Below are 10,263 nucleotides of genomic sequence, written 5' to 3'. Positions count from 1 at the left end.
CTCGTTAACAGCAACTTTTATATAATATCATAATCGAAAGTTAAATGTCAACTTCTTTTTTCATTTTTTCATCGCGTCATCAGCGACGTTTAATAATATAACACGAACTAAAAACATAATGCAAGTTTTTTTCTAAAAATAAATGCATATTTTTTTATTTGTTAATCTACTAACTTCGAGAGAGGAAAAAACCCCCTCCCGACTAAAACATAGCCATTACATAACCCAAGCAAAAACTCCCTACACTCCTCCTAACATTTGAAACAATGGTAACATCGTAATAAGAAAAAGAAGAAATACAAAACCCCCTATGACAAAAAAGAGAATAGGTTGAATTAAATGAAGCAATCTTTGGATAGTTTCTTCAAGTTCAGAAAAAAGAATGTCACTGTATTGTTCTAAATCACTTCCTAAGTATCCTGTTTTTTGACCATTATCAATAACAAACGCTAACTCCTCTTTTAAATATTGTTTTGAACGAACAATTTCCTTGAAGCTATTTCCTTGATGAAGTTCGTGAGATATTTGAACACTCTCTTGTTGTAAAAAAGGGAGATAGTTTTGTAACTCAAATTGTTTTAATGCCTGTTGAAGTGACATACCCGCCGTCATCAACTTTCCTAGCTGTAAAGAAAAGAAGTAAGTAATGATTAATTTTACATAACGCTTTAGTATCGGGAGCGATAATAATCGAATGATTTTTTCGTAATGGGTAAGCTGATTGGATTGATAAATAATATAGAAGCAAGTAAGAGTAAGAACAAGAATCCCCCCTCCAAAAAGATAAGGTAGATGATTTAAGAAGGAAAGAAAGATGCTTGTTATAACAGATGGAGATTCGCTCATCGTCGAAAAGTAGGATTGAAAATGCGGAAGAACAAATTGATACATTAGCACAAATACAACTAAGCAAAAGAATAAGAGGGCTACTGGATACCGTATTAATTTGTTTAACTCACCAAAAATTTTTTCTCTATAACGTAACAAAGTTCCTGCATGAAGAAATCCTTCTGCTATATCTCCCTGATAATGATAAAAATAAAGCAGCGCTTTTATACTGGTAGGTATATCGATGGATTGAAAAGCCTCATAAACTGGGTGCCCTTCTTTTAAGAGGTTCAAAACATAGCTAAATTGGCTACTCGTTTGAACCGTTACATGTGGTTCCATAAAAATAATAGCCGCTTCAAGTGGATATCCTTGTTGAAGCAACCGACCTATTCGAAGAAAGGAGTTAGCAACATCACGATGGTGTTGCTTCGTTTTCCGATTCCTAAAAATAATAGGAAACATACCGTTCCACCTCATTTTCTTCTATATATCCTAAAGCCCAAGCTTTCTTAATTTCCTTCAAAAAAGGTTTTGAACCAGTATTTCTACCTGTTTTCAAAGACTGTTTCAATTCCAACCCCTTCAACACTTCAAATATAGCCGCCCTAGCCATTAGTCGATCTTTTACACAAGACGGATGACATTCTCCCATACATAGACGACATTTGGTTTGAACAATTCTTTGAGATAAAATTACTTTGCAGCATTGCATTAAGTCAAGTTCCGAGACACCAAGGTTCTTCATCCTTAATAAGACAGAGTGACAATCATCTGCGTGGACAGTCGCGATGACAAGATGACCTGTTAATGCAGCTCGAATCGCAAGTTTTGCTGTTGCCTCATCACGTATTTCACCGATTAACAAGACATCCGGATCATGACGCAAGGAAGCCGAAAGCGCCGAGTCAAACGTCACCCCTGTTTTAAGATTAACCTCAATTTGAATCGTATTTGAAATAAACCGTTCTACTGGATCTTCTATTGTAATAATTGTTTTACCACCTTGTTTCATCATATATTCAACAAGAGAATAAAGGGTAGTCGTTTTTCCTGAACCAGTTGGACCTGAAACAAGACAAAGACCATAGGACAATGAGCTCAATTCTTGTAAATCCCTTACTTGATTTCTCAACACACATAAAGAAGAAAAAGAGTGAAAGGTAACATTAGGAAGAATTCGGATGGCTAAACTTTCTTTATTTCGAGTAGGAAGAGTGGAAAATCTTAAGGAGTAAGTCACTTTTTTATTTTTGTATAACATAGAAGCACTTTGGGGCTTTCTACTTTCCCCAATATCCATTCCAGATCGATACTTAAAATGACTAATGATTCTTTCTGCTAATTTAATCGGGATCGACTTCCAGTTTTGAATTCGACCATTAAACCGAACCATAATAACACAATGTTTATCTTCAGGAACAATATGAATGTCAGTTACTTTTCGGTGGATTGCTTCATCTAACATGTACTTACTATACTGTTCAACTTCATACATATTTCTTCACCATCCTTTCTTTTCGTCTTTATTCAACAAACTTTTTCAAAATCCTCTTTTAGTGAATAATTTATCTTAGTCCTCACATAATAGAAGTAAGAGTTAATATTAAGCTCACAAAGCTTTAACAAAAAAACTTTTTGTATAATAATCTTTAAACCGATCCATACTATTATTATCGATGGGCTATAGCCAAGCGGTAAGGCAACGGACTTTGACTCCGTCATGCGTAGGTTCGAATCCTGCTAGCCCAGTCCAAAGAAGAATCAAGTCAAAGACTTGGTTCTTTTTTTGCTATCATAAATTTGCCCCTTCTTCGCATAAGGTGATTACATAGACAACCACTATAAATCATATTGCTTTACAAAAAGAAGGTGAGATATTGAGAATCTTAAATGAATTTAAGGAGTTTGCCGTTAGAGGAAATGTGATAGACATGAGCATCGGTGTCATCATCGGTACAACCTTTGCCAAGATTGTTGAGTCGTTAGTCGACGATGTCATTATGCCTCCTTTCAGTCTTATTTTTGGCCAAGTTGATTTTTCAAACATGTATATTAATTTATCAGGTCAACATTTTGATACATTTTCAGAAGCACAAGAGGCCGGAGTCCCTATGATCAATTATGGTGCTTTTTTAAATCATGCTGTGCATTTTTTACTGATCGCCTTCGTCCTATTTTTATTTGTTAGGCAAATTAATCAAATAAGACGGCCTCAAGAGGACCCTCTTTTGAATATGAAAACAAAGGTATGTCCACATTGTTGCCAGTCCATGGCGTTTAAAGCGACTAGGTGCCCAAGTTGTACGTCAGAGTTGGAGGATTTTCGTGGCCCTGTCAAACAGCATCCTACCTATGTACGCATTAAACGAAAATCATCTTCTTGATTTTGATTTTCGTGTTTTTATGAGTGCTTGAGGAGGCTGTTTTTGGATATACGTAAGAAACTTCTTCACTTGTTCGTCATCCTTCAGTCTCTCAAGCGTAAAAAGCCTAGTTGCAATTTCCTTATTCGTATAAACAGCATGAATCTGTTTATGGCATGGGATACACAATTCAGCTGTCGGAAGGAAGGTCCCCCCTTCCTCTTTAGGGGTTAAGTGATGGACAGTAAGCTCCACTCCTTCACGATCACAAAGTTGACAACGTCCGCTCCGTTTTTTCATCTTCTATCCTTTCTAGTCCTAATCAACATTTTATTGTCTTCCACACACAAATCCAGAACTTCCTTTTTTATTAATTCTGTCACATAAGCCATTAATGCTGTACGATTTAATACAAACATAGAAAGTTGATTCATCTTCATGCCTCTGTTTTCGAACACCTTTTGAATGAGATCATCTAAATATGCAGCTCCTCCCACCTCTTCCATACAAGTAATAATGTCAGTTAGAATTTTGTTATGATGATCTATATTAGCTTTTACGGTTTGTTGAAACATGCTCTCGAAATCGCCGTGACCGGGAACAGCACCATTTACTTGTAAAGCTAGAAGCTCTTTTAACGAATGTTTAGTCGATTCTGCATCAACTTGAAACGGTATATTATGCTTTTGCAATGTTTCTACACTAAAATAACTATCCGCTGCAAAAAGAACCTTCTCATATTCAAGGCCAAGCTGATTGTAACTATGTCCTGGAAAAGCATGCAAATAAACAAGAAACCCATCGATGTATGTTTCTCCAGCATCACAAAAAACATCAACGTTTATTGCTGGACCTTCTAAAAACTTATTACGCAAACTTGGAAGTGGTTCGTTTCCTTGAAACAAATAAATCGGTTCTAATCTCGGATTCCTTAAAATCGCCTCTTCAAATGTTGGTGCATATGTTTGTAAATGCGGAAGTTCGTTTTGAAAATAAATGGCTCCCCCAAAATGATCTGCATGAGCATGTGTGATGAAGAGAGAGGTAATCGGCTTTTCTTGTTCTCTTAACTGCCTCATAACTTTTTTTGCGGTACTATTATCAATTCCCGCATCAATGAGTAACCCCTTATCCTTTGATTCAATATAACCAATATTAACCGCACCTGAGAAATAACTACAAGTCTCAGTAATTTTTATCCATTTCAAGATGGTTTTCTCCCTTCCCTAACTTCTCGCTCACGTTTAACTTGAACAAAACTAATAAATAAAAAATTTAACCCTATTAAACCTGCTATAAAAGGTCCAAATAAAAAAAGTCCTTCTGTAAGCAGCCCTTGTAAAAATAAAGCTACAGCGGTAGCCGTTACAATACATCCTAAAATAAAAAATGAAAGCATATAGATCCTCCTTACTCTTTTTCGGTTTTTCAAACTTAATTTCCTTTTAAAAATATAAAAATGGCACACAGCTTTAAGAAAATTTGCTACGATAGGACAAGACTAAAATGCGAGAGGAGACCAACTTTATGCAAGTGGCTTATCATCAAGAAAAGCTTATTCACCTTCAAAACTGCGAACGTGAAAAATGGCAACAATTGTATATGGATAGTATTCGACAACAGGTCACTTGTATACATTGTCATACGCCATTAAAAATGAAACTAGGCATTGATGCTCCTCCATCGTTTACACACGTAAATGCAACGGATGAATGCATAAACATAGCAAACCAAATGGAAAAAAAGCTAATAACAGTAGAAATAGAACAAACTGAACAACCAACCTCCAATGGTTCGTCAACGGGGTTTCTGTTACCAACAAAAAGAACAATCTCTTCTAACCCACCTGACCAAGAATTAGACCTTTGGAAAAAACCGGAAGAAGTGAAAGCCATACCTAAGTTTGAATTAAAGCAACCAGCTGCTTTTAAAGACGAAAATCGATATCGATTAAGATTAGCGCAAAACAACATTTTCTTAGATGATAATCAGTGGAAGGCCGTGGAAACGACAGAAGGACCTCTTTTAATTCTAGCCGGAGCTGGGAGTGGGAAAACCCGAGTTCTAACGACCAGAACAGCTTATATGTTGACGGAATTAAAGTATTCAGCTAAACAAATGATTATGGTCACCTTTACAGCAAAAGCTGCAAAGGAAATGAAAGAACGAATGAGGCTTTATCCAGACCTTGATCATGCCACCGTTAATCAATTGGTGATTGGAACATTTCATAGTATTTTTTATAAAATGCTTATGCACCATAATCCGGAACAGTGGTCACCTAATCATTTATTAAATCAAGAATGGCAACGACAAGCGATGATAAAAGAAGCGGCAAGAGAAATTGATATTGATGAAAAAGACTTTGCTTTTGATCAAGCTTTGACGCAAATTAGTTGGTGGAAAAACCATCTCATCTCTCCTGAACAAGTAAAAGCAAAGGATATATGGGAAGAGCGTGTTGCTTATTTGTTTAAGCGTTACGAACAAATGCGACATGCGAAGAATTGGTTTGATTTCGATGATATGTTACTTGGACTTTATCAACTGTTAACTGAAAATGAGAGCTTGTTAAAACGGTACCAACAGCGCTTTGCTTACGTTTCCGTTGATGAGTTTCAAGATATTAATAAAGTTCAAGTTGAGTTAATTTCCATGCTCTCTGATCGAACGAAAAATTTATGCGTTGTAGGAGATGACGATCAATCGATTTACGCTTTTAGGGGAAGTGATCCTTCCTATATTCTGACTTTTAAGGATCAATATCCAAATACAAAAGTGGTTCTATTAGATGAAAATTACCGATCAAACCACGAAATTGTATCAGCTGCAAACAATATTATAGCAACGAACCGAACACGTTATTCAAAGCAATTGCTCGCTCAAGCCTCTTCAGAGCATGCTCCTTTGTTGTTTTATCCGTATGATGAAGAAGAAGAAGCAACCATGATTTTAACAGATATTAAGGAAAAGATAGAAATAGGAGCAAAACCAGCCGATTTTGCTGTTTTGTTTCGTACAAATAGTTCCGCACGAGCATTAATTGAACGTTTTATCTCATCTAGTATCCCTTTTCAATTAGAGGCGGACGGAGAATCCTTTTATAAGCGAAAAGCGGTTCGGAAGATCATTAGCTATCTTCGGCTCGCTCAAAATCAAGATGATTCATCGGCTTTATCAGACTTGGTTAGCGCCCTCTTCCTTAAGCAACAAGCGATTCGTGATATTAAAGCTGCAAGCATCGCTCACGACTGCACCTATATTGAAGCATTGCCGCATATAGAAGGGCTACAAGCTTTTCAACTAAAAAAACTAAAAGAACTGCCAAAGAAATTTGCGCTACTTAAAAAGAAAACACCTCTTCAAGCGCTCGAATTTATCGAGCAAGAAATGGGCTTTAATGAGTATGTTAAGAAGCAAGGCAATGAAGGGAATAAGATGGAACGAGGCTCAGATGATGTCCGCGATTTGAAAGTGATGGCTAAACATCATTCAACGATTGAACATTTCTTAGAATACATCGATCATATGACAGTTAAATACGAGGAGATTCGTGGACAAAGAAACCTAACTAACGCCACTCAATTAATGACCATCCATCGCTCGAAAGGGTTGGAATTTAAACATGTTTATATTCTGGGATGTGTTGAAGGTGGTCTGCCTCATGACTATTCACTTGATGCATGGCGTGAAGGAGATGATAAGCCTCTTGAGGAAGAGCGACGTCTCATGTATGTGGCAGTAACAAGAGCAGAAGAAAGCGTCAAAATATCCGTACCCATTATGAGAAGAGGTAAAAAAGCATTCCGCTCTCGCTTTGTGAGAGAAATTCAACGTATTGCTCCAAAACAACCATTAACATTATAAGAGGCATTGAAAAAGGATGATTTTCACCTTTTTCAATGCCCTCGATTATAAACGAGGAGACTTTTCATGAACCAACAAAAAATGATTGAAGAAACAAAAGAATGGGTAAAAAAACAACTTCTAAATGAAAAAACAGGTCACGATTGGTATCATATTAAACGAGTAACTGAACAAGCAGTTGAGATTGCTACTATCGAAGGAGCTAATCCTCTTATCGTTACGTTGGCAGCTTTAACTCATGATTTAATCGATGACAAAGTCGTTAGAAGCGAAGAAGAAGGCTTACGAAATGTACAAAGTTGGCTTCGCTCCATCGGAACAACTGAATCGGATCTTCGCCACATTATCCAAATTATTACGACGATGTCGTTTAAAGGCGGAACGAACAAGCCTGTCACTACATTAGAAGCACAAGTGGTACAAGACGCCGATCGCTTAGATGCGATTGGGGCTATCGGTGTTGCTCGAACGTTTATTTACGCAGGAAAAAAAGGAGACCCTATGTACGACCCTGCCCTTTCAATTCGTGAGACGTTATCACTCGATGAATACAGAAATGGTCAATCAAGTGCCGTCGGCCATTTCTACGAAAAATTATTAAAACTAAAAGATTTAATGAATACGAATGAAGGAAAAAAACGCGCCCATAAGCGTCATGAATTTTTGGAGAATTTCCTTGAGCAATTTCTTCACGAATGGGGATCCAATGAATGATGTTTAAAAAGAAAAAAGGTCGCTGTCCCTAGTTAAAAATCCAGGGACAGAACCTAATTGAAAACTCATTCATTAATCGTAACTGATGTAATCTCATTTACCAAAACTTCAATTGGCTGTAATTCATCTTGACGTTTGAATGTTATTTTGTCAGAATCTAGTTCAATCAAACTTCCTTCGTAATGCTCATCTTTCACATGTAAGATCAGTTTATTCACTTTGATTGTTTTGCTATATGTTAACTTATCAAAAATAGACATGCGTTCAAATTTATCTTCATTTAGAGTTGCGTTCTTTTCTTCTTTGCTTTCTAATACAATTTCTTCAAAATTCGGATCCAATTTATACTCTACGATCGGTTCCATCTCTGAAAGCACTTCTTCTAACTCCTCTTCCTTTTTTTCTGATTTTTGATAAGCAAAATCTTGTTCCTCTACTTCTATCTCCATCTCCTTGTTCTGGTAAATATACAACAAAGGCATTTTCCGCTTTCTCAAGATGCTCACCTCTTTTGTTTATACTTACTTTACTATACAGCTAATAAAGGAAAAGTATGATAGTTCTTATCGAAAAAATCATGATTAAAATGGGAAAAGCCACATATGTATAAAGAGGACAACGTAAAGTTAATGAAGAACTTAAAAAGAGGTGAAAAAATGGAACAAACCGAACTTATGTTAAAAGAGGCACTACAAAAATTAGAATCAGCCATTAATCACTACGAAGAAATTGTAAAATCCCTACAACAAGAAACGGACAAGGATGACAGCATTAAAAAACTAAACTCCTTAAAAATTCGAATAAGTGAAAAACAGGGAACTCTTAATCCTGATACTAAATTTGAAGATATTACAGAATCTGCTCTAGATCATTCTCCTACGATTCCTTCCGGCCATAACGTTTCACTTTACTATGATAAAAAACCGTACAAATCAGCTATCATTTATCAATCTTCACCTGTTTTATCAAGACCCTGGCTCTCTTTTCAATTATTAAATTCATAAGAAAAAACTGGTTTAACGATGTTAAACCAGTTTTTTTCTTATAGAACTTCCTGTAGACAATCACCTAAATCCATTCATTACATACTATAAAGAGAATTTAAACATACCTTTAAGGAGGAACCTTATATGTACGGACCACAACAACCGACTGTCCAATTTTTGCCCCCTACTGTTGTTACTCAATATGTGAATCAATGGGTGACCACATCCATTCCAAACTATGGTGAAGTGACTGCCTATATTACCGACTATAATCGAAGAACCGGAATGGTTTCTTTGTTCATTTATAGAGCTCCATCATTCCAACCGCAATTTCTCCAAGTACATCATAGTGACTTAGTTGGGATTGCTCCTTATTATGGACTATCCCCCCTCGACCTGGAAGACCACCAAGACCTAGACCACCATATTACCCAGGCTTCCCTGGTGGTGGCTACTATCCGGGATATCCTGGTGGCGGATTTTGGCCATGGCTTTTTGAACAAACAGGTTTTTTCGGTCCCCGTTAAAATGAAAAAGGCTTGTTTCCTATCGAAACAAAACCTATTCCAAGATCAGAGGTGCTACCAATCATGAGAGAAGTTCGTTTCTCTCATGATTGGTCAGTCACTTTAGCTTTATGACAATGATAAGATATTATAACCACTATCAACATGTAATAATTCGCCTGTCATTCCTCTTGATAAATCACTCATCAGGAACAAGGCTGTATCCCCAACTTCTTCTTGGGTTGTTGTGCGGCGAAGCGGGGCTCGTTCTTCAATTTCTTTTAAGACATCATTAAAACCGCCAATCCCTTTTGCTGCTAATGTCCGGATTGGACCAGCTGAAATGGCATTAACACGAATATTTTCTTTTCCTAAATCATTGGCTAAGTATTTGACACTAGCATCAAGGGACGCTTTTGCAACACCCATAACATTGTAATTTTTTACGACTCTCTCGCCACCTAGATAAGTTAACGTTACAATGCTTCCTCCTTCAGTCATCAAAGGACGAGCTTCTTTTACAACAGCTGTTAAAGAATACGCACTAATGTTTTGAGCTAAAAGAAATCCATCACGAGTGGTATTCAAATATTCGCCTTCTAGTTCATCTTTATTCGCAAAAGCGATACAGTGGGCAATCCCATGAATCGTTCCTACTTCCGTTTTAATTTGTTGAAAAGTCTTTTCAATTTCTTCATCACTTGTAATATCACAAGGTAAAATTAAATGGTCATTTCTTTCTAACGTTTCCATAAGTGAACGAACATTTTTTTCTAGTCGCTCCCCAGCATATGTAAAAATCAATCTTGCCCCTGCATTAGCTAAGGACTGTGCAATTCCCCATGCGATACTTCTTTTATTTGCAACACCCATTACAACATATGTACGATCCTCTAAATTTAATTGAATCATCTTTTCCCCTCCATTATGAGTAGTTATTAATACCAAGTACTAATTTATTATAGCATACGTGTTCATTAAATAGATAGGTTCAAC

Annotated in this window: 12 protein-coding genes and 1 tRNA gene; 6 read left to right on the top strand and 7 right to left on the bottom strand. The window is 36.6% G+C overall.

The genetic code is table 11. The features are described 5' to 3' along the window. Nucleotides 1-240 precede the first annotated feature (240 nt). Entirely contained in the window at nt 241-1,293 is a 1,053-nt protein-coding gene (gene comGB / locus JCM9140_RS05780) for a competence type IV pilus assembly protein ComGB (RefSeq protein ID WP_034743552.1), read from the bottom strand. Further along, nucleotides 1,274-2,326: a competence type IV pilus ATPase ComGA gene (gene comGA, locus JCM9140_RS05775; protein ID WP_034743550.1), complete on the bottom strand. Its 1,053-nt coding sequence runs from the start codon at nt 2,324-2,326 to the stop codon at nt 1,274-1,276. The genes comGB and comGA overlap by 20 nt, the downstream gene beginning before the upstream one ends. A gap of 182 nt (nt 2,327-2,508) precedes the next feature. On the opposite strand from comGA, the gene JCM9140_RS05770 reads away from it, so the two are divergent. Then, nucleotides 2,509-2,580 (top strand) — tRNA-Gln (locus JCM9140_RS05770). A 134-nt stretch (nt 2,581-2,714) separates the two neighbouring features. Next, nucleotides 2,715-3,215, top strand: coding sequence for a large conductance mechanosensitive channel protein MscL (mscL, locus tag JCM9140_RS05765; protein WP_156314802.1), 501 nt, complete (start codon nt 2,715-2,717; stop codon nt 3,213-3,215). On the opposite strand, the gene hlpB is transcribed toward mscL, so the two are convergent. From hlpB to JCM9140_RS05750, 3 genes are read right to left on the bottom strand one after another with little or no spacing between them, the layout of a single operon-like run. Further along, nucleotides 3,204-3,494 carry an HNH nuclease-like protein HlpB gene (hlpB, locus tag JCM9140_RS05760; protein WP_034743547.1) on the bottom strand — a complete coding sequence of 97 codons (291 nt, stop codon included), beginning with the start codon at nt 3,492-3,494 and terminating at the stop codon, nt 3,204-3,206. The genes mscL and hlpB overlap by 12 nt on opposite strands. Beyond that, nucleotides 3,491-4,402, bottom strand: coding sequence for an MBL fold metallo-hydrolase (locus JCM9140_RS05755; protein WP_034743544.1), 912 nt, complete (start codon nt 4,400-4,402; stop codon nt 3,491-3,493). Before JCM9140_RS05755 ends, hlpB begins: the two co-directional genes overlap by 4 nt. Then, entirely contained in the window at nt 4,399-4,593 is a 195-nt protein-coding gene (locus JCM9140_RS05750) for a hypothetical protein (protein ID WP_034743541.1), read from the bottom strand. Before JCM9140_RS05750 ends, JCM9140_RS05755 begins: the two co-directional genes overlap by 4 nt. Nucleotides 4,594-4,721: 128 nt before the next feature. On the opposite strand from JCM9140_RS05750, the gene JCM9140_RS05745 reads away from it, so the two are divergent. Both JCM9140_RS05745 and JCM9140_RS05740 read left to right on the top strand, forming a co-directional pair. Next, the gene (locus JCM9140_RS05745) at nt 4,722-7,061 is read left to right on the top strand and encodes an ATP-dependent helicase (RefSeq protein ID WP_034743538.1); all 2,340 of its coding nucleotides are present in this window, start codon (nt 4,722-4,724) and stop codon (nt 7,059-7,061) included. Between the two features lie 66 nt (nt 7,062-7,127). After that, nucleotides 7,128-7,775 carry an HD domain-containing protein gene (locus JCM9140_RS05740; RefSeq protein ID WP_034743535.1) on the top strand — a complete coding sequence of 216 codons (648 nt, stop codon included), beginning with the start codon at nt 7,128-7,130 and terminating at the stop codon, nt 7,773-7,775. A 65-nt stretch (nt 7,776-7,840) separates the two neighbouring features. On the opposite strand, the gene JCM9140_RS05735 is transcribed toward JCM9140_RS05740, so the two are convergent. Continuing rightward, nucleotides 7,841-8,272: a hypothetical protein gene (locus JCM9140_RS05735; protein ID WP_034743532.1), complete on the bottom strand. Its 432-nt coding sequence runs from the start codon at nt 8,270-8,272 to the stop codon at nt 7,841-7,843. Between the two features lie 159 nt (nt 8,273-8,431). On the opposite strand from JCM9140_RS05735, the gene JCM9140_RS05730 reads away from it, so the two are divergent. Continuing rightward, complete coding sequence (locus JCM9140_RS05730; protein WP_156314797.1) at nt 8,432-8,779, top strand: hypothetical protein; 348 nt, start codon at nt 8,432-8,434, stop codon at nt 8,777-8,779. Nucleotides 8,780-8,905: 126 nt separating this feature from the next. Then, a complete protein-coding gene (locus tag JCM9140_RS05725) occupies nt 8,906-9,355 on the top strand; it encodes a hypothetical protein (protein WP_034743526.1) in 450 nt (149 codons plus the stop codon). A 41-nt stretch (nt 9,356-9,396) separates the two neighbouring features. On the opposite strand, the gene fabI is transcribed toward JCM9140_RS05725, so the two are convergent. Continuing rightward, the gene (fabI, locus tag JCM9140_RS05720; RefSeq protein ID WP_034743522.1) at nt 9,397-10,179 is read right to left on the bottom strand and encodes an enoyl-ACP reductase FabI; all 783 of its coding nucleotides are present in this window, start codon (nt 10,177-10,179) and stop codon (nt 9,397-9,399) included. Nucleotides 10,180-10,263: the final 84 nt, after the last annotated feature.

The organism is Halalkalibacter wakoensis JCM 9140 (genome assembly GCF_000513095.1).
GTDB lineage: Bacteria > Bacillota > Bacilli > Bacillales > Bacillaceae_D > Halalkalibacter > Halalkalibacter wakoensis.
This window is presented reverse-complemented; position numbering and strand designations above follow the sequence as displayed.

Excerpts from the sequence above, each read along its gene's own strand:
- JCM9140_RS05725 (WP_034743526.1), top strand. The coding sequence starts at position 8,906 with ATGTACGGACCACAACAACCGACTGTCCAATTTTTGCCCCCTACTGTT.
- JCM9140_RS05740 (WP_034743535.1), top strand. The coding sequence starts at position 7,128 with ATGAACCAACAAAAAATGATTGAAGAAACAAAAGAATGGGTAAAAAAA.
- comGA (WP_034743550.1), bottom strand. The coding sequence starts at position 2,326 with ATGTATGAAGTTGAACAGTATAGTAAGTACATGTTAGATGAAGCAATC.
- JCM9140_RS05745 (WP_034743538.1), top strand. The coding sequence starts at position 4,722 with ATGCAAGTGGCTTATCATCAAGAAAAGCTTATTCACCTTCAAAACTGC.
- fabI (WP_034743522.1), bottom strand. The coding sequence starts at position 10,179 with ATGATTCAATTAAATTTAGAGGATCGTACATATGTTGTAATGGGTGTT.
- hlpB (WP_034743547.1), bottom strand. The coding sequence starts at position 3,494 with ATGAAAAAACGGAGCGGACGTTGTCAACTTTGTGATCGTGAAGGAGTG.
- JCM9140_RS05750 (WP_034743541.1), bottom strand. The coding sequence starts at position 4,593 with ATGCTTTCATTTTTTATTTTAGGATGTATTGTAACGGCTACCGCTGTA.
- JCM9140_RS05730 (WP_156314797.1), top strand. The coding sequence starts at position 8,432 with ATGGAACAAACCGAACTTATGTTAAAAGAGGCACTACAAAAATTAGAA.
- comGB (WP_034743552.1), bottom strand. The coding sequence starts at position 1,293 with ATGTTTCCTATTATTTTTAGGAATCGGAAAACGAAGCAACACCATCGT.